General features: G+C 72.2%; 12 protein-coding genes and 1 pseudogene. 7 read left to right on the top strand and 6 right to left on the bottom strand.

Annotated elements, in window-relative coordinates:
• Nucleotides 1–882 precede the first annotated feature (882 nt).
• A complete protein-coding gene (locus tag AB0H28_RS28125) occupies nt 883–1,701 on the top strand; it encodes a class I SAM-dependent methyltransferase (protein ID WP_358046486.1) in 819 nt (272 codons plus the stop codon).
• Nucleotides 1,702–1,780: 79 nt separating this feature from the next.
• Here the strand turns inward: AB0H28_RS28125 and AB0H28_RS28130 are convergent.
• Nucleotides 1,781–2,296, bottom strand: a pseudogene (locus AB0H28_RS28130) (methyltransferase domain-containing protein); the annotation flags it as partial.
• A 312-nt stretch (nt 2,297–2,608) separates the two neighbouring features.
• Here AB0H28_RS28130 and rpsA point away from each other — a divergent pair.
• Entirely contained in the window at nt 2,609–4,141 is a 1,533-nt protein-coding gene (rpsA, locus tag AB0H28_RS28135; protein WP_358046489.1) for a 30S ribosomal protein S1, read from the top strand.
• Nucleotides 4,142–4,303: 162 nt separating this feature from the next.
• Complete coding sequence (gene coaE / locus AB0H28_RS28140) at nt 4,304–5,479, top strand: dephospho-CoA kinase (protein ID WP_358046492.1); 1,176 nt, start codon at nt 4,304–4,306, stop codon at nt 5,477–5,479.
• A 59-nt stretch (nt 5,480–5,538) separates the two neighbouring features.
• On the opposite strand, the gene AB0H28_RS28145 is transcribed toward coaE, so the two are convergent.
• Entirely contained in the window at nt 5,539–7,080 is a 1,542-nt protein-coding gene (locus tag AB0H28_RS28145) for a hypothetical protein (RefSeq protein ID WP_358046495.1), read from the bottom strand.
• Between the two features lie 301 nt (nt 7,081–7,381).
• Between AB0H28_RS28145 and uvrB the strand changes: the two genes are divergently transcribed.
• Together uvrB and AB0H28_RS28155 are read left to right on the top strand one after the other, a co-directional pair.
• Nucleotides 7,382–9,493, top strand: coding sequence for an excinuclease ABC subunit UvrB (gene uvrB / locus AB0H28_RS28150; protein ID WP_358046497.1), 2,112 nt, complete (start codon nt 7,382–7,384; stop codon nt 9,491–9,493).
• A gap of 77 nt (nt 9,494–9,570) precedes the next feature.
• Nucleotides 9,571–10,470: a DUF5753 domain-containing protein gene (locus tag AB0H28_RS28155; protein WP_358046500.1), complete on the top strand. Its 900-nt coding sequence runs from the start codon at nt 9,571–9,573 to the stop codon at nt 10,468–10,470.
• Nucleotides 10,471–10,563: 93 nt separating this feature from the next.
• On the opposite strand, the gene AB0H28_RS28160 is transcribed toward AB0H28_RS28155, so the two are convergent.
• Nucleotides 10,564–10,857 carry an antibiotic biosynthesis monooxygenase gene (locus AB0H28_RS28160; protein ID WP_358046503.1) on the bottom strand — a complete coding sequence of 98 codons (294 nt, stop codon included), beginning with the start codon at nt 10,855–10,857 and terminating at the stop codon, nt 10,564–10,566.
• Between the two features lie 751 nt (nt 10,858–11,608).
• Between AB0H28_RS28160 and AB0H28_RS28165 the strand changes: the two genes are divergently transcribed.
• Nucleotides 11,609–12,607, top strand: a complete 999-nt coding sequence (locus AB0H28_RS28165) for a TerC family protein (RefSeq protein ID WP_358046505.1) — start codon at nt 11,609–11,611, stop codon at nt 12,605–12,607.
• 38 nt (nt 12,608–12,645) lie between these two features.
• Here the strand turns inward: AB0H28_RS28165 and AB0H28_RS28170 are convergent, their stop codons facing one another.
• Nucleotides 12,646–13,563: a C40 family peptidase gene (locus AB0H28_RS28170; RefSeq protein WP_358046508.1), complete on the bottom strand. Its 918-nt coding sequence runs from the start codon at nt 13,561–13,563 to the stop codon at nt 12,646–12,648.
• Between the two features lie 55 nt (nt 13,564–13,618).
• A complete protein-coding gene (locus AB0H28_RS28175) occupies nt 13,619–14,716 on the bottom strand; it encodes a dipeptide epimerase (protein ID WP_358046510.1) in 1,098 nt (365 codons plus the stop codon).
• A 44-nt stretch (nt 14,717–14,760) separates the two neighbouring features.
• Between AB0H28_RS28175 and AB0H28_RS28180 the strand changes: the two genes are divergently transcribed.
• Nucleotides 14,761–15,558 carry a tyrosine-protein phosphatase gene (locus AB0H28_RS28180; RefSeq protein ID WP_358046513.1) on the top strand — a complete coding sequence of 266 codons (798 nt, stop codon included), beginning with the start codon at nt 14,761–14,763 and terminating at the stop codon, nt 15,556–15,558.
• A 3-nt stretch (nt 15,559–15,561) separates the two neighbouring features.
• Here the strand turns inward: AB0H28_RS28180 and AB0H28_RS28185 are convergent, their stop codons facing one another.
• Complete coding sequence (locus AB0H28_RS28185) at nt 15,562–16,428, bottom strand: serine hydrolase (protein ID WP_358046516.1); 867 nt, start codon at nt 16,426–16,428, stop codon at nt 15,562–15,564.
• Between the last annotated feature and the right edge of the window lie 56 nt (nt 16,429–16,484).

Genomic DNA, 16,484 nt, shown 5'->3' on the forward strand with positions numbered 1-16,484 from the left:
CGACGGCTCAGCGGCCGGCTGTCCCACGGTGGTCTCGGTCGTCATCTGGCGTCTCTCCCTTGATCGGTCGATCAGCCGTTATTTGTACAGTCCCCGGACAGTGGCAACCAGTCCTGCTACGTCGGTCACCACCCGAACATCTCGACCCCGAAGCGGTCCGGCCAACGCTACCGCAACTATGGCTTCGTCTATGTCAATGGAGTCAATGTCTTCGCCAGCACCAGCCAGGACACCTACTGACTATTGCGCCTTGCGGGAACCGTACGTCACGTGGTGAGCCCCCGTAAGCCCGGATGACTGCGGACGAGTTGACACAGTGGGCAACCTCTGAGAAGCCGCAGGGGTGTCTACCTGAACGGATAGACACCCCTGCGGACTCGGGATAACGCCGGAACACTTGGCCATGATGCCTGCTCCAGGTTGGCGACTAGCTATTTAAAGCGGCAGGACGCTGAAACAACGCGACCTGTCTCAACATCGACAATTACCACTGTGGTTGACGTAGCGGTCCGATGATCCGGCTGAGCCATTCGGGAAGGGCACGCTGGTTCGGGAGAAATCTGCGGGTGGTGAACCTGTGGGTCTACCACTGGCGGTGAGCTCGGCTCGCCAGTGAGGAAGCCTAGGCCCAGCGCTACACCGGCCGTGACGACGGACCACGGCCGCAGGCCTCGCGGCGGTGACGAGGTGCGCTCCGGCACGTCCAAGTCAATAACAGGCATACGGCACGCTAGCGCCCCGGACTTCCCTTAGAGCCATCGGGAGTCTGGACTCACGAAGCGGCGTGCGACGCGCCTGCTTAGCGGCCTCGAAGGACAGGCGCCCTGTCCAATCCTGGCACCGGCCGCCATGCCGACGACCGCCATCCGTACCGTTACCAGGATGACCGAGCCCACACCGCCTCCGGAAGTCCGTGTCACCCGCCGCACTGTTTCGGACGTAGAAGGCAGGGCGGCGAGTCGGCATTGGTGGGACGAGGACGCTGACAGCTACCAGGAAGAGCACGGCGCTTTCCTCGGAGAGGTTGACCTCGTGTGGTGTCCCGAGGGCCTACGCGAAGCAGACGCGAGGCTGCTCGGCGACGTGAAGGGAACACGAGTCCTGGAGATAGGCTGCGGCGCGGCTGCGGGCTCACGCTGGCTAGACGGCCAAGGGGCCGACGTCACGGCACTGGACCTGTCCGCCGGCATGTTGCGGCACGCTAAGTTGGCCGCCGAACGCTCGGGGGTGCATGTGCCGCTCGTACAAGCTGACGCCCTGGCGATGCCGTTCCGCGCGGGCACCTTCGACACCGTGCATACCGCGTTCGGCGCTGTCCCGTTCATCGCAGACTCTGAAGCGCTCATGCGCGAAGTGTTCCGGGTGCTGCGCCCTGGTGGGGCATGGGTCTTTGCCATTACTCACCCGATGCGCTGGATTTTTCTCGACGATCCCGGCGAGGCCGGCCTAACGGCTGTCCACTCATACTTCGACCGCCGCCCGTATGTCGAACAGGACGAGGCGGGAGTGCCCACCTATGTTGAGGCGCACCGCACCCTTGGTGATCGCGTCCGAGAGCTTACGGCCGCCAGCTTCATTCTCTGCGACGTAGTCGAGCCGGAGTGGCCGCCGGGGCACGAGGAAGTCTGGGGCCAGTGGAGCCCGCTGCGCGGCCGGCTGTTCCCTGGTACCGCCATCTTCGTAGCCCGCCGTCCAACCTAGTGCGCGAAGAGCGACAAGGACGTATGGCGGAGGTATAGCAGGTGTAACCAGGGTTTTTTTTGATGCTGCAAGATCATGCCCACTTGATCGGGTGGGTGACCGAGAAGACCCACCGGCCGCCGGGGCGCAGCACCCGGGCCACCTCGCGCATCGCCGCCGCCGAGTCGTCGACGAACGGGATCGCGCCGAACGCGGTGCACACCGTGTCGAAGGCGGCGTCGGCGAACGGCAGGGCCAGCGCGTCGGCCTGGAGCAGCGGCACGCGTACCCCGGTCCGGGCGGCGGCCTCGGCGGCGTGGCGCAACATGCCGGCGGACAGGTCCAGGGCGACCGGTCGGGCGCCCTCGGCGGCGAGCCAGCGGGCGGCGGCGGCTGCGCCGGCGCCGAGTTCGAGGATCCGCCGGCCGCTGACGTCGCCGAGCAGCCGGGCGTCGGCCTCGCGCAGGCCCTCCGGGCACCAGACGAAGTCGACCGCGCCGAGGAACGCGCCGTGCTCGGCCTGGTAGGCGTCGGCGTCGGTGTCCCACCAGCCGCGGTTGGCGCGGCGGATCTCGGCGGCGTCGACCCGCCGGCGGGTCACCCTGTCGTCGTCCACGGGTTCACGCTAGGTCCGGCGGTCCGGACCCGTGCGGTGGGGGTGGTGGCTGGGGCAGGTGTGACGGATGAGACAGCGGTGGCACCTTACCGAGCAAAATCTCCGCTTTCGCAGCGGATGAGTTCGTGTGGAGCCGGGAGGGCTTGCACGCTGTGGTAATGCAGCGGGTAGGCTAGACGATGCGCTCGCGGATCGTGTGCCTCGGCAGGGAGCAGGTGCGCGGTCACCGGAGCCACTAATGATCTTCTCGCGTCGATCGTTCGGTGTGCCCGGCGGCGGATCCGCTGGCGCGGAAGAGTCACCGCGACACCCATGCCCGCTGTGACAACCCATCCGACCGGAGCAACCGCCCACATGACGAGCAGCATCGAGGCCACCTCGAGCGCCAACAAGGTCACCGTCGACGACCTCGGCTCTGAGGAAGCTTTCCTCGCCGCGATCGACGAGACCATCAAGTACTTCAACGACGGCGACATTGTCGAAGGCACCGTCGTCAAGGTCGATCGGGACGAGGTCCTGCTCGACATCGGCTACAAGACCGAGGGTGTGATCCCCTCTCGGGAGCTGTCGATCAAGCACGACGTGGACCCGGCCGAGGTGGTTTCGGTCGGCGACCACATCGAGGCCCTCGTCCTCCAGAAGGAGGACAAGGAGGGTCGGCTGATCCTCTCCAAGAAGCGGGCGCAGTACGAGCGGGCCTGGGGCACGATCGAGAAGATCAAGGACGAGGACGGCGTCGTCCGCGGTTCGGTCATCGAGGTCGTCAAGGGTGGTCTCATCCTCGACATCGGCCTGCGCGGCTTCCTGCCCGCGTCGCTCGTCGAGATGCGGCGGGTGCGTGACCTCCAGCCGTACGTCGGCCGCGAGCTCGAAGCCAAGATCATCGAGCTGGACAAGAACCGCAACAACGTGGTCCTGTCCCGCCGGGCCTGGCTGGAGCAGACGCAGTCCGAGGTGCGCACCGAGTTCCTCAACAAGCTGCAGAAGGGGCAGGTCCGCAAGGGCGTCGTCTCGTCGATCGTCAACTTCGGCGCGTTCGTCGACCTGGGCGGCGTGGACGGCCTGGTGCACGTCTCCGAGCTGTCCTGGAAGCACATCGACCACCCGTCCGAGGTCGTCGAGGTGGGCCAGGAGGTCGAGGTCGAGGTCCTGGACGTCGACCTGGACCGCGAGCGGGTCTCGCTGTCGCTGAAGGCGACCCAGGAGGACCCGTGGCGCCAGTTCGCCCGCACCCACGCGATCCAGCAGATCGTGCCGGGTAAGGTCACCAAGCTGGTGCCGTTCGGCGCGTTCGTCCGGGTGGACGACGGCATCGAGGGCCTGGTCCACATCTCCGAGCTGGCCGAGCGCCACGTGGAGATCCCGGAGCAGGTCGTTCAGGTCGGCTCCGAGGTCATGGTCAAGGTCATCGACATCGACCTGGAGCGCCGTCGGATCTCGCTGTCGCTCAAGCAGGCCAACGAGGGCTTCGTCGAGGGCGAGGAGCACTTCGACCCGACCCTCTACGGCATGGCCGCCACGTACGACAACGAGGGCAACTACATCTACCCCGAGGGCTTCGACCCGGAGACGGGCGAGTGGCTCGAGGGCTACGACAAGCAGCGGGAGACCTGGGAGAACCAGTACGCCGAGGCGCGTCAGCGTTGGGAGGCCCACACCAAGCAGGTGCAGACCTCCCGCGCCGCCGACGCCGAGGCCGCTGCCAACCCGGCTCCGCCCGCCAGCGCCTCGACGTCCTCGACCTCGACGTCCGCCCCGGCGCGTCAGGCCGAGGAGCCGGCCGGCACGCTGGCCACCGACGAGGCGCTCGCCGCGCTGCGGGAGAAGCTCGCCGGCGGCAAGTGACAGGTCGCTGACGCCGGTTCCGTCCGCACGGGCGAACCAGCTCCGACCACGGGCCCCGTCCCCGCGTTCCGCGCCAGCGGAGCGCCGGGGGCGGGGCCCGCGGTCGTTCCGGACCGGCGAGGCTGGTTTGGCACCGGACCGATGATCCGGTTGACTGGCCGGGTGCTGAAAGTGGGGCTGACGGGTGGCATCGGGTCCGGCAAGAGCGCGGTGGCGAGCCGCCTCACGGCGCTCGGCGCGGTGGTCGTCGACTCGGACCGGATCGCCCGCGAGGTCGTCGCCCCCGGCACCGACGGGCTGGCCGAGGTGGTCGCCGCGTTCTCCGACCGGGTGCTCGGCGAGGACGGCGCGCTGGACCGTGCCGCCCTGGGCGCCGTGGTCTTCGGCGACGAGGCGGCGCGCCGCCGGCTGGAGGCGATCACCCACCCCCGGGTGCGCGCGCGGTCGGCCGAGTTGATCGCCGCCGCGCCCGCCGACGCGGTGGTGGTCAACGACGTGCCGCTGCTGGTCGAGGTGGGGCTCGCGCCGACGTACCACCTGGTGCTGGTGGTGCAGACGGCGGTGCCGACCCGGTTGGCGCGGCTGTCCCGCGACCGGGGCATGGACCGGGCGGAGGCCGAGCGGCGGATCGCCGCGCAGGCCGACGACGCCCGCCGGCGGGCGGCGGCGGACGTGCTGCTCACCAACGACGGCACGCTGGCCGACCTGCACGCCGCGGTGGACGACCTCTGGCGGGGCCGGCTGCTGCCCTACGAACGCCACGTCCGCGCGCGTCGTGCGGTCCGCCCTGACCGCTCGGCGCTCGCCGAGCCCGATCCGACCTGGGGCGAGCAGTACGCCCGGCTGGCCGCCCGGATCCGCCACGCCGCCGGCGGCGACCGCCGGGTCGATCACATCGGCTCCACCGCCGTGCCCGGCCTGACCGCGCCGGACGTCATCGACGTCCAGCTGACCGTCTCCTCGCTGGCGGAGGCGGACGGCCCGCTCGCCGACCGGTTGACCGAGGCGGGCTTCCCCCGGCTGCCCGGCGAGTGGTGGGACCTGCCGCGCCGGCCCGGCCGCGTGCGACAGGTGAAGCGGGTGCACGCCGGCGCGGACCCGGGTCGTCCGGTGGTCCTGCACCTGCGGGTGGCCGGCTCGGCCGGTTGGCGTCACGCGCTGCTGCTGCGCGACCACCTTCGGGCCGATCCGGCCGGGCGGGCCGCGTACCTCCAGCTCAAACGCGACCTGGTGGCGACCGCCCCGGAGGGCGCCGAGCACACGCTCACCGACCCCTGGTTCGACGAGGAGCACCTGCGGGCCGAGGAGTGGGCCGCCCAAACCGGCTGGCAGCCCTAGCCCCGCTGATTCACGGAAAGAGCGCTCATTCCGCGCCGGACGACCACTCTTTCCGTGAATCAGCGGGGGAGGGGCGGGGGGAGGTCGAGGCGGATCCACGTGCCCCGGGTGGTGCGCAGCTCCACCCGGCGGGGCAGGCCGGCCCGGTCGAGCCACCAGCGCAGGCCGTCCGGCGCCTCGACCACGTCGACCGTGCGGTCGGCCGCCCGGTCCTCGCGGATCCGGACCGCCGGTCCACGCGGGGGGTGGACGCCGGCCCGCAGCGCCGCGGCGAGCAGACGGTCCAGCTCGTCGCCGGACGCCGAGGGGGACGGCGCCCCGGGACGGTCGGGGAAGGTCTGTCGATGGGCCGCCGGGCCGGTCCGGACCTCCCGCCGGGTGCGCCGGCCGGTGTCCTCGTCGGTCAGCGTGAGAGACGCCGAGGAAGCCGCCCAGCTCATTGTGCCGGTGCCGGCCAGGTTCGCGGACGGGCCGAGCGGGGCCGCCGCGGACACCGTCACGGTGCCGGTGGCGCGTAGCCGGCCGGGCAGCCGGGCCAGCCGGTCGGCCTCGTCGTCGGTCGGCGCGCGGGGCTGGCCGGGGCGGCCCCCGAGGGCGCTCACCGGCTGCGGGGTGGGCCGGTCCGCGCGTACCAGATCTACAGTGACCGCCGTGCCGTCGGGCAGCCGCCCGGTGAGCCGGTGCAGCCGGGCGTCCCGGTCGAGCCAGAGCGTCGGCCGCGGGTCGACCGACGTCGTTGCCAGCGGGGCCCGGAGCACGTCCACCCCGACGCCGGCGAGGCTCTCCCGGCGCAACCAGCGGCCGTCCGGCCCGGCCGGGTCGACCCGGTCCGCGCCGAGCCCGAGCAGCAGGTCGCGGACGGCGTCCAGGCCCCGCCCGGGGGGCGGTTCGCGGAGTCGCCACCCGTCGTCCGGCGGCACCAGCGGAGGACGCGCGGGGGTGGGCGGCGCGGTCGGGTCGGGGCGTACCAGCAGCGCCGACGCGGTGGCCTGGACGAGCCCCCGGTCGGTCCCCGCACCGGGGCCGCCGACGTTCAGGTAGACCAGCGGCCGGGCCCAGTCGACCCAGCCGAGCAGGTCGGTCCGGTCCCGGCCGGCGCCGACGGTGACCCGGACCCCGGCGCGGACGTCGCGCAGGTTGGTCACCCGCAGCGCGGCCAACCGTTGCGTCTCGGCCGCGCTCAGCGGGCGCTCCGTGCCGGCCGGAGCGGGCCGCTGCGGCGATCCGCCGAGCAGGCCGGCGACCAGGACGGTCGCCGAGGCGGCGGCCACCACGAGCGCGGCCAGGGCGGCCCGTCGGCGGGTCGGTCGCTCCGACGGGTCGTCCACGGCGTCCAGCGCGCTGTCGTCGCCCGGCCGGGCCGGCAGGACCGGGGATCGGCCGGCGGGATCGGTTCGCCGGCGGCGGCCGGTGGCGGGCCGGGCCGGGCCGTTGGTGCGGGCGCGGCGGTGACCCCGACCCGGCTCGCGTGGCACCGGCTGGTCGCCGCCGCCGCGTGCGGTCGGCCGGTGCGGGCGTCCCGCGGCGCGCTGCCGGCCCGGCTCGTGCGCCGGGGTGGGCGCGCGGTCGCCGGACGGCCGGCGATCGGGAGAGGTCCCCACGAGTGGTGAACGCGCCTGCGGGGTGGTGGGTGACGCGCAGGGGCGCTCGCGGCGGCCGGTGAGCGCCTCAGCGCGACCACCGTGGGCGCGCACGCCGGTCGTCCCGGGTGCTGCGGCCCTGGCGCCGGGGGCGGCCGGGGCCCCGCGAGGGGGCGGCCACCTGCCCGGTCGGCCGCCGCGAGCGGCCTACGGTACGAGGGTAGTCCGGTGAGATGAGCCACACAATGGGAATATCGAAGCCGGTCAGGGACGGTCCGTGGTCACCGGGGAAGTGTCGGACCGCGGGCGTACCGTTGAGGTCATGGCGCTCGACATTCCCCGGCTCGACGGCCGCTTCCAGGTCGTCAGCGAGTTCCAGCCGGCCGGCGACCAGCCGGCGGCCATCGACGACCTTGAGCGTCGCGTGCGGCGTGGCGACCGCAACACGGTGCTGCTCGGCGCGACCGGCACCGGCAAGAGCGCCACCACGGCGTGGCTGGTCGAGCGGTTGCAGCGGCCCACCCTGGTGCTCGCGCCCAACAAGACCCTCGCCGCGCAGCTCGCCAAGGAGTTCAGCGAGCTGCTGCCGCACAACGCGGTCGAATACTTCGTCTCCTACTACGACTACTACCAGCCCGAGGCCTACATCCCGCAGACCGACACCTACATCGAGAAGGACTCCTCGATCAACGAGGAGGTCGAGCGGCTCCGGCACTCGGCGACCATGTCGTTGCTCACCCGGCGCGACGTCATCGTGGTCGCGACCGTGTCGGCGATCTACGGCCTGGGCACCCCGGAGGAATACCTCGACCGCGCCGTGCGCGCCGAGGTGGGGCAGGAGCTGGACCGCGACCAGTTGCTGCGCCGGCTGGTCGACATCCAATACACCCGTAACGACATGGCCTTCCAGCGCGGCACGTTCCGGGTCCGCGGTGACACGCTGGAGATCATCCCGGCCTACGAGGAACTGGCCGTGCGGATCGAGCTGTTCGGTGACGAGATCGAGAAGCTCTACTACCTCAACCCGTTGACCGGTGACGTGGTCCGTGAGGTGGACCGCCTGGTGATCTTCCCGGCGACGCACTACGCCGCCGGGCCGGAGCGGATGGAGCGGGCCATCCGCGACATCGAGGCCGAGCTGGCCGAGCGCCTGGCCGAGCTGGAACGGCAGGGCAAGCTGTTGGAGGCGCAGCGGCTGCGCATGCGCACCACCTACGACATCGAGATGATGCGGCAGGTCGGCTTCTGCTCCGGCATCGAGAACTACTCGATGCACATGGACGGCCGGTTGCCCGGCAGCCCGCCGCACTGCCTGCTCGACTACTTCCCGGACGACTTCCTCACCGTGGTCGACGAGTCGCACGTGACCATCCCGCAGATCGGCGGCATGTACGAGGGCGACGCCTCCCGCAAGCGGATGCTGATCGACCACGGCTTCCGGCTGCCCAGCGCCGCCGACAACCGGCCGCTGCGCTTCGACGAATACCTGGAGCGGGTGGGCCAGTCGGTCTTCCTCTCCGCCACCCCCGGCCCGTGGGAGCTGGAGCAGGCCCAGGGTGAGTTCGTCGAGCAGGTGATCCGGCCGACCGGCCTGATCGACCCCGAGGTGGTGGTGAAGCCGACCAAGGGGCAGATCGACGACCTCATGCACGAGATCAAGCTGCGCACCGAGCGCGACGAGCGGGTGCTGGTCACCACGCTGACCAAGAAGATGGCCGAGGATCTCTCCGACTACCTCCTGGAGAACGGCATCCGGGTGCGCTACCTACACTCCGAGGTGGACACGCTGCGCCGGGTCGAGTTGCTGCGTGAGCTGCGCAAGGGCGACTACGACGTGCTGGTCGGCATCAACCTGCTGCGGGAGGGCCTCGACCTGCCCGAGGTCTCCCTGGTGGCGATCCTCGACGCCGACAAGGAGGGGTTCCTGCGCAGCGGCCGGTCGTTGATCCAGACCATCGGGCGCGCGGCCCGGAACGTCTCCGGCCAGGTCCACATGTACGCCGACAAGATCACCCCGTCGATGGCATCCGCGATCGACGAGACCAACCGGCGTCGGGCCAAGCAGATCGCCCACAACGAGGCGCACGGGATCAGCCCCGAGCCGCTGCGTAAGAAGATCCACGACATCCTCGACGACATCTACCGCGAGGCGGAGGACACCGAGAACTCCGCTGTCGGTGGCGCCGCGCGCCAACTGTCCCGGGGCAAGGCGCCGGTCAAGGAGACCCGTAGCCGGGGCGGCCGGGGTGGCGCGGCGACGCCGTCCCGCGAGGGGATGGCCCGGGCCGACCTGGCCAACCTCATCCAGGAGCTCAACGACCAGATGCTGGCCGCCGCGCGGGAGCTTCAGTTCGAGCTGGCGGCGCGGATCCGCGACGAGGTCGCCGACCTGAAGAAGGAGCTGCGGGGGATGGACGCCGCCGGGGTGCGGTGACGAGCGTTTGTCGCTCTGCGCAAGCGAGGTATTGCCGTGCGTGATGGTCATGCGTACGCTCCCACCGGGAGGCGCCCATGCCGTCGTCAGCAAGTCCTGTCGTCCGGAGGGTGCGGCTCGGCGTCGAGTTACGCCGGCTGCGCCGCCGTGGATCGCTCACGCTCGAGCAGGTCTGCACCCGGCTCGGCTGGGCGTCCACGTCGAAACTGTCCCGCATCGAGCTGGGCCAGAGCCGGCCCGACCTGGCCGACGTCCTCGATCTGCTCGACGTCTACGAGGTGCCCGCGCACCACCGCGACGACCTGATCGTCATCGCCCGCGACGCCGCCACCGGCCGCGGCTGGTCAAAGGCGTTGGGCGAGATGGGCGAGCGGCAGCGGGCGTACGCGGAACTGGAGGCGGGAGCCGAGCGCATCGTGGAATACCAGCCGGTGCTGGTGCCCGGCCTGTTGCAGACCCCGGCGTACGCCCGGCTGCGGGTGGCGGCCGGTGCGTCGCTCGCCGCCGAGGTGGACGTGGAGGCCGACGTCCGGGCCCGGGCCGTGCGCCAGGAGCTGCTGGTCCGGCCGGACCCCCCGCACTACACCGCGCTGCTCGACGAGCGGGCCTGCGAGCCGGGCGGGCTGCCGGTCGAGGTGTGGCGGGAACAGCTGCGCCATCTGCTGGCGCTTACCGAACGGCCGCACGTCACGCTCCGGGTGCTGCCCCGCGGCGCGGCGTCCGGCGACGACCTGCACCCGCTGGCCCCGTTCTCCTACTACGCCTACCCCGACCCGGACGATCCGCGCACCGTGCTGGTGGAGACGCTCACCACCGACCTGCGACTGACCGCCGAGGCCGACGTGGCCCGCTACGAGCGAGTGATCGAGCGGTTGCTCGGGGCGGCGCTGTCGGAGGAGGCGACGGTCGAGTTGCTCACCCGCCGGCTCGGCGCCCCACCGGTGCCCCGACAGCGCGACCCGCACGAGCCGGGGTGAGGTCGCCGCGCGCCCACCGGGCCCGGCGCCCCCGATGCCCGTCGGGGCCGGTGACCGCGCGTCGCGCGCAGGCTACTCGCGGCGTATGACAGTTCAGGCCGGCACGTCGACGAAGTGCTCGACCAGCGGCGGGCCGGCGAAGTAGGGCCCGATCAGACCGCGCCACCGGCCGAAGCGCTCGGTCTGCCGGAAGTTGGCGTCGTGCGCCTCGACCGAGTCCCACTCGACCAGCAGCACGAATCGGGTGGGCGACTCCACCCCACGGGTCATCCGCACCGAGCGGCACCCGGCGCTACCGGCGAGGATCGGGCGCGCCTGCGCGTAGGCGGCGGCGAAGTCGTCCTCGTGTCCGGGCGTCACGTCGATCAGCGCGACCTCAAGAACCATGCCCGAAGCCTCCCATGCCGGGGGTCCACCGGCGCACTCCGGGTGCGCGGGGTCGCCGGTGGCCCGGTGCGCCCGGCTGGCGTGGCGCGGTTGGCCGACGTGGCGCGGCCGGCTGGCGTGGCGTGGCGCGGCCGGCTGACGTGGCCGGCCGGCGTGGCGCCGCCGGCCGACGTGATTCAGGTCGTCCGTCGCTGGTGACGGGATGCCTACCGGCCAGGGTGCCTCTAGCCGCTCTCGCTGCCTTTGGAGCTGACATCACGAACGACTCGCCTCGGCTTCGTCGAGGACGGCTTCGTTGCGCAGCGGCCGTCGGGGTGACAAGCGGCGGCAGTGGCGGTGAGTCGTTCGTGACGTCAGCTCCAAAGGGGTGCCGGAGCAGAGATGTCCGCCGGCCTGGCAAGCGCTGCGGCCCTGCCCCCACTGACGAATAAGGAGCTAGTCTCCTAGGATGCCCTGCGCGTGGTGGCGTGAGGCGCGGCACGTGGTGGCAACCGATCGGCGCCTGGAGATGCGCCACCCGAGTGCGATGGTGAACAATGGCGGCCGAGGAGGGGAGTATTCCCCCGCGACGGAGTCGTCAGCACGGAAGAGCGCCAGCACGCCCGGTGGCTCGACCCGGCTCCGTCGGTCGGAGTCCACCGGGCCCCGGCGGAAGAGACCTCCGACAGTCACCAGAGTCAGCGTCGACGCACCCCGGCTCCACACCCGGCGTACGGTGTGCCCGACGCTGCGTGTCTGCCGGAGGATGGATTTGAACGTGTCCGCATTGGTGTGGGCGGTAACCCTGACCGCGATGATCGCGGTCCTGCTGGCCGACCTGTTCATCATCGGCCGCCGTCCGCACGAACCCAGCGTCCGCGAGTCGAGCCTGTGGGTCGGCTTCTACGTCGGGCTGGCGCTGCTGTTCGGCATGGTGCTCTGGCTGACCGCCGGGGCGAGCGTGGCCGGGCAGTTCTACACCGGATGGCTCACCGAGTACAGCCTCTCGGTCGACAACCTCTTCGTCTTCGTGATCATCATGGCCCGATTCGGGGTGCCACGGCAGTATCAGCAGAAGGTGTTGCTCATCGGCATCCTGCTGGCCCTGGTCATGCGTGGCGGCTTCATCGCGGCCGGCGCCGCGCTGATCTCCCAGTTCTCCTGGGTGTTCTACATCTTCGGCGCGTTCCTGATCTACACGGCGGTGAACCTGGCCCGGCAGGGCGAGCCGGACGAGGACGAGTTCAGCGAGAACGTGCTGATCCGGTGGAGTCGCAAGGCGCTGCCGCTGTCCCGCGACTTCGACGGGGCGCGGATGACCACCCGGGAGAACGGGCGACGGCTGTTCACCCCGATGCTGATCGTGATGATCGCGATCGGCACCACCGACCTCATCTTCGCGCTCGACTCGATCCCGGCGATCTTCGGCATCACCCAGGAGCCCTACCTGGTCTTCACCGCGAACGTGTTCGCGTTGATGGGGCTGCGGCAGCTCTACTTCCTGCTGGGCGGCCTGCTCGACCGGCTCATCTATCTCAGCTACGGGCTGGCCGTGGTGCTCGGCTTCATCGGGATCAAGCTGGTCCTGGAGGCGCTGGCCGACAACAACCTGCCGTTCGTCAACGGCGGCGAGCACGTGGCCTGGGCCCCGCACATCCCGATCTGGCTCTCGCTGACCATCATCCTCGGCACGCTGGCCGTGGCCACCGCGGCGAGCCTGGTCAAGTCGTCGCGGGACCGGCGCCGGGAGTTGGCCGAGGCGCGCCGCTGAACGCACGTGCGTCCGCCGGCCGGCTCGCGGACGCACGGTCAGACCCGGTGCGCGCCGACCAGCGTGGCGACCCGGTCCGCGGGCAGTTCCTCCTCCACCACCCGGCGGGTCAGGTAGCAGGCGTGCAGCATTCGGCGCCGGCCGCCGTGCGGCTCGGCCGAGACGATGCCGACGTGGTGGATCCGCCGACCGGGACGGGCGAAGAAGTAGAGGTCGCCGGGGCGCTCGTCGTCCAACGCCAGCGCGACGGTGGCCTCGGCCTGGTCGTCGGCGTCGCGGGGCAGTAGGACGCCGTACCGCCGCCAGGCCAACTGCACCAGCCCGGAGCAGTCGATGCCGTCGGTGGACAGGCCGCCCCAGACGTAGACCAGGTCCCGCAGCCGCTCGGCGACCGCGAGCACCTCCTTGGCCTCGGGCCACTCGGTCGGCAGCGGCACCAGGTCGCCCTCCGGGGCCCAGAGCGGGTCCGCCCGGCCGGGCACCCGGACCGGTCGCCAGCCGTCCGTCGGCCGCCCGGCGGAGCGTAGCCGGGTGCCCAGCACCACCCCGGCCAACGCCGTCGGACCGTCCGGGGCCAGGTGCAGCGTGGTGCGGCGGACGTCGACCACGAGCGCGGGCCCGCTCCGCCCGGCGGCGTCGGTCGTGGTGAGATGGGCGGCCCGCAGCCAACCCGGGTAGCCGCGCGGGTCCAGCTTGGCGGCGGGCTGCCCGAGGGCGACCACCCGGACCCACCCGTCCGGCCCGGCCCCGGTGACCAGCACCGGCTCGCCGAGCAGCAACTGGGTCAGGACGCAGTCGCCGACCTGCTGGTCGCGGTCCATCCCGGCGACCCAGCCGGCGACGTCGGGGCAGTCACGCAGCGCGGGCCCGTCGATCGGGCGGACCGCGTCGGGGGCGGCCCAGAGGGTCGCCACCGGGACCTGTACGACGGCCTGGTGACCCGGTCGAGGCGCCATCCGCACCCTCCTCCCACGCTTCTGTGGGCGACCCTATGAAAAAATCCAACGACACTCAACCACGCCGCTGAACCTTAGCTTCACTCACGTCGGCGATGCCGAGCCCCGGAGCGTCCGGCAGCAGCACGCTCGCGCCCTCGTACCGGATGCCGCCGGTGACCGGCGACCAGGCCAGCCACCAGGCGGCGTCGAGGTCCGACACGGCAGTGGTGCCGTGCGCGGCGACCAGGCTGGCCGCCGCGCCCACACCGACCGGTCCCTCCATCATCGAACCGACGATCGTGCCCATGCCGTGCGCGGCGGCCAGGTCGAGCAGGGTGCGGGCCGGCTGGAGGCCACCGCACTTCGCCAACTTCACGTTGACCATGTCCGCCGCCCGGCGCCGGATCACCTCGACCAGGTCGCGCACGTCGAACACCGACTCGTCGGCGAGGATCGGCACGTCCACCCGGTCGCTGACCCAGGCCAGACCGTCCAGGTCGCGGCGGTGCACCGGCTGCTCCACCAGCTCGACGTCGAGCCCGGCGTCGACGATGCCCCCGATCACCCGGACCGCCTCGCGCGGCGTCCACCCCTGGTTGGCGTCCAGCCGGATCCGCACGTCCGGCCCGACGGCGGCGCGCACCGAGCGGACCCGGTCCAGATCGCCGCGGGCGTCGGTGCCGACCTTGAGCTTGAGCACGGTGAATCCCTCGGCGCGGCGCCGGCCGGCCGCCGTCGCGAGATCGACCGCGTCGCCCGCGGCCAGCGTGACGTCCGTCGGGACGCGCAACGAGGTGCCGCCGAGCAGCCGCACCAGGGGTACGCCGAGCCGCCGCGCGGCCAGGTCGTGCAGCGCCACGTCGACGGCGGCCTTCGCGGACTCGTTGCCCACCACCGCACCGCGCACCTGCGCGCACCGGGCCTGGAGGTCGTCGGCGTCGCGGCCGGTCAGCAGCGGCGCGAGCAGTTCCCGGACGCACGCCTCGGCGCCGCCGATGGACGCGCCGGTGACCTGCCAGACCTGCGGGGCCTCGCCGAACCCGGACCGGCCGTCGCCGTCCACGACCTCGACGATCAGCGTCTCCACAGTGGTGGTGCTGCGCAGCGCGGTGACGAACGGGGTGTGTAAGGGGGCCGAGAGCCGGTGGGTGCGCACCGCCGCGATCGTCATGTGGGGCACCCTATAGGCAACTGGCGGCGAGCAGGGGAGGGCCGATGACCGGGCGGGACTGGGAGCTGGTGGGCGCGCCGAACGCGCGCGACCTGGGCGGAATGCCGACCACCGACGGGCGGCGGGTACGCGCCGGGCGGCTCGTCCGCACCGCGGCGCTGGGCCGGCTCACCGATGACGACCTGCCGGTGCTGGGCAAGCTCGGCCCGGCATGCGTGGTGGACCTGCGCGCGGCGCAGGAACAGGAGGTGGCCCCACCGGACCGGCTGGTGGGCGAGCCCCGGCTGGTGCACCTGCCGGTCTACGACGCGGCCCATCCGGTGTTCACCTACGTCTCGGCGGTGCTACAGGGCCATGACCTGGACGCGTACGCGGAGCTGGCCCGCGAGGGCATGCCGGGGGCGATGACGGCGATCTACCGCTGGTTCGTCACCGGGGAACCGGCGCGGGCCGGGTTCGGCGAGGCGGTGCGGCTGGCCGCGGACGGCGCGAACCTGCCGCTGCTGTTCCACTGCTCGGCCGGCAAGGACCGCACCGGCTGGCTGTCGGTGGTGCTGCTGACCGCGCTGGGCGTGACGGAGCCGGCGATCCGGGCCGACTACCTGCGGCACAACGAGCTGACCGAGAGCCTGCGGGAGGTGCTGCTGGCGGCGATGACGCGGCGCCGGCCGGAGCTCGACCCGGCGGCGGCGCGGCCGCTGCTGGAGGTGCGCCCGGAGTACCTCGACGCCGCCTACGACGAGGTGCGCCGGGCGCACGGGTCGTTCGACGCGTACCTGCGCGACGGTCTGGGGGTTACCGACGAGGTGCGGGCCACGTTGCGCGAGCAGTTGCTGGAGTAGCGGCTACCCGGCCAGTTCGTGCCGGGCGTCCCAGACCCGGGCGGACACGTGCGCGATCAGCCGGCAGGCGTCGTCCTCCACCTGCTCGCCGTCCGCGCCGCCGTCGGCCAGGTCGGTGGTCGTGCACACCACGATCCGGTACGGCGGCGCGTCGTCCGGGAACACCACGCCGGCGCCGTGGCGGACGCCGCGTACCCAGCCGTTCTTGTGCGCGACGCGGGTGCCGTCGGGCAGGCCGGCGGCCAGGTCCTCGCGGTGTTCCTGGGCGGCGAGCACGTCGAGCATGGCGGCGCAGCCGGCCGGTGACGCGAGCGGGCCGGGCCGGGTGGCGCCCAGCGCCAGCTCACCGAGCAGGGCGGCCAGGTCGGCGGCGGTGACCACGTTGTCGATGCCGGCGTCGCGGGCGGCGAAGTCCTCGATGCCGCGGCCGGTGACGCTGTGCCGCGCCCCGGCCAGCGTCCACGCCTGTGCCACGGCCGGTAGCCCGACCTGGCCGATGCAGAGGTTGGTGGCCAAATTGCTGGAGCGCACGATCATCCGTCCGGCGAGCCAGCGCAGCGGTGCGGTGCCGCCGACGGCGTCCCAGACCGCGTCGTCGTTGTCGTAGTCGCGGTTGTTGGCGAAGCGGGGCGCGCCCGGCCGGGCGGAGTCGAACGAGTTGCGCACCGGCACCGGCGCGTCCAGGTCGAGCCGGCCGGCCTCGGCGGCCCGGTGCAGCGCCACCAGCACGGCGACCTTCATGGTGCTCGCCGCGTAGTGGGTGTCGTCGGCGTGCCGGGTCCAGGTGGGCCGGGCGCCGGGACGCCCCACGTAGGCGGAGACGGTGCCGGGCACCCGGTCCAGGTACGCGTCGAGGTCGTCCCAGATCATGGGCCGACCGTAGCGGATCTTCCCGGCGCGCGGGGCTGCGGTGCCGTGGGTACGGC

The sequence above is a fragment of the Micromonospora sp. NPDC050980 genome (assembly GCF_040653835.1).
In the GTDB taxonomy this organism is placed as follows: domain Bacteria; phylum Actinomycetota; class Actinomycetes; order Mycobacteriales; family Micromonosporaceae; genus Micromonospora.

What these genes read in the sequence shown, in the direction of transcription:
- uvrB (WP_358046497.1), top strand. Translation starts at nt 7,382, where the DNA reads ATGGCGCTCGACATTCCCCGGCTCGACGGCCGCTTCCAGGTCGTCAGC.
- AB0H28_RS28180 (WP_358046513.1), top strand. Translation starts at nt 14,761, where the DNA reads ATGACCGGGCGGGACTGGGAGCTGGTGGGCGCGCCGAACGCGCGCGAC.
- AB0H28_RS28185 (WP_358046516.1), bottom strand. Translation starts at nt 16,428, where the DNA reads ATGATCTGGGACGACCTCGACGCGTACCTGGACCGGGTGCCCGGCACC.
- AB0H28_RS28155 (WP_358046500.1), top strand. Translation starts at nt 9,571, where the DNA reads ATGCCGTCGTCAGCAAGTCCTGTCGTCCGGAGGGTGCGGCTCGGCGTC.
- AB0H28_RS28175 (WP_358046510.1), bottom strand. Translation starts at nt 14,716, where the DNA reads ATGACGATCGCGGCGGTGCGCACCCACCGGCTCTCGGCCCCCTTACAC.
- AB0H28_RS28125 (WP_358046486.1), top strand. Translation starts at nt 883, where the DNA reads ATGACCGAGCCCACACCGCCTCCGGAAGTCCGTGTCACCCGCCGCACT.
- AB0H28_RS28160 (WP_358046503.1), bottom strand. Translation starts at nt 10,857, where the DNA reads ATGGTTCTTGAGGTCGCGCTGATCGACGTGACGCCCGGACACGAGGAC.
- rpsA (WP_358046489.1), top strand. Translation starts at nt 2,609, where the DNA reads ATGCCCGCTGTGACAACCCATCCGACCGGAGCAACCGCCCACATGACG.
- AB0H28_RS28170 (WP_358046508.1), bottom strand. Translation starts at nt 13,563, where the DNA reads ATGGCGCCTCGACCGGGTCACCAGGCCGTCGTACAGGTCCCGGTGGCG.